This is a genomic window from Arenivirga flava (genome assembly GCF_030161575.1).
Classification (GTDB): domain Bacteria; phylum Actinomycetota; class Actinomycetes; order Actinomycetales; family Microbacteriaceae; genus Arenivirga; species Arenivirga flava.
Genome location: NZ_BSUL01000004.1, coordinates 1 through 1,665, shown reverse-complemented (window position 1 = coordinate 1,665; position 1,665 = coordinate 1). Strand labels below are relative to the sequence as shown.

Genomic DNA, 1,665 nt, shown 5'->3' with positions numbered 1-1,665 from the left:
ATATAGTTAATTGTTTATTAAGTATGTGTCAAGTTTATTGAGGTTGAATAAAAAAACCGTCTTTTGGGGCAGACACGAAGTTATTTTCAACCTCACTTTCGTTCGGTTTGCCCTCATTATCTCTAACAAAAACAAGTTTTTATTAGAGATAATTCGGGGTCATTATTAATTGGTTTAATCCTTTGGCGAATTGGCCTAAAGGGCACTTTTCGCTTTTCCTTCGCCCATTTGCCCTTTAAACGCACCTTCATGAGCTTGAAAATGAGGTTTTTTCTGTACCCAGCGTTTCATAGCTTGCCAACGCTTTTCTTGAGCGACGACGTCGTCCGGAAGGGCTTCGTATTGGTTCAACCAACCTTCAAATTCTTGGTTTCTTAAACTATCTATGACACGAATCATGGCTTGGGCCCCGGTTTTTGTCCATAAACGACCTTGGCGCTTCATGCGATAGGTGATTTTTCGATGGGTACTTTCGATCGTGCCAATACATGCTTGGGGATCCCTGATTCCTCGTGCTTTCAATGATTTTAAATAAGGCCAACTTCTTTGAAGATAGTGATGCAGCAAACGTAAATGTTCTAAAGCCTCGGCTTCCTTTTCTTCAATCAAGCTTTCCGAGGTATCTAAAACAAGCTGGACCTCTTGCCAATCATAATGTGCAATCGCTCGTATCATTCGATGTTGGAGTTGAGGAACAAAGCCATTCTTTCTTTCATCTTCCGATGGACATGGTAACGATCACGGAAGTGTTCATGACGCAAACAACCTAAAGCCAGTTCATCAAACACGGCCTTTTCATAGCCTGAACCGCCGTCACTATTGGAAATGACAACGGTATGACTTAAATCATAATAGGCTTGAAGATAGGCCATCATTTCTTTATACGCTTTTTTCCGATTCAGATGACTCACAAAGTGCGGGGCGATCATCTCCGAGCGGTTCCCGACTTTCTGGCTCCCTTCGCACACTTGAAAACGATGGACTTCAAGAGATTGTTTCTTTTGTCCGTTGATCTTTACGCCATCTCCTTCCAGATATAAATAAGGCACTTTTTTCTTGGTGATAATCCCGTCATAACGACTTTCATGCGTGCTTTTGGCTTGGATTAACTCTCCCGTTTTAACCACCAATTGTTGCACGTTTTGATGACTCATACGCCAAGATGTCAAACAATCGATCGCTTGAGAAACATGACGATAGACCATCATACTGCCTAATTGAGAGACATTGCGCAGGACAAGCGAACTGTAACGAATGCCTTTTCGAATCCCTAGAAATTCATCTAAGGGATAACGAATGTCATTGGCTTGATTTTTCATTCGGCGACGAACATAGGTCACCGTGCCAAACAAAAAGGTGATGGTTCTTTCGCTTTTGCGGTCGACGCGAAAGCCTTCTTTCTTCCATTGGGCACAAATTTCTTCATCGAGCGTTTGAAAAGCTAGTTGGGTGATTGTCGCTATCAGTTGCGCAAAAAAATCATCATGGCTCTTTCTCTTATAAAAAATTTTTTCCTTCTTCATTACTTCCACTAAATCTGTTACAATAGAATCCATAAGAAACCGCCTTTATTCATTAGTGCCTGTCAGCCCAATGAATAGAGTAACGGTTTCTTTTTTATTCGTCTAGAGGAAACCTCAATAAATTTTACACTTAGGTTTATTA

General features: G+C 41.1%; 1 pseudogene. It reads right to left on the bottom strand.

The annotated features are described in order from the left end of the window. Positions 1 to 142 precede the first annotated feature (142 nt). Positions 143 to 1,556, bottom strand: a pseudogene (locus tag QQK26_RS16075) (ISLre2 family transposase). Between the last annotated feature and the right edge of the window lie 109 nt (positions 1,557 to 1,665).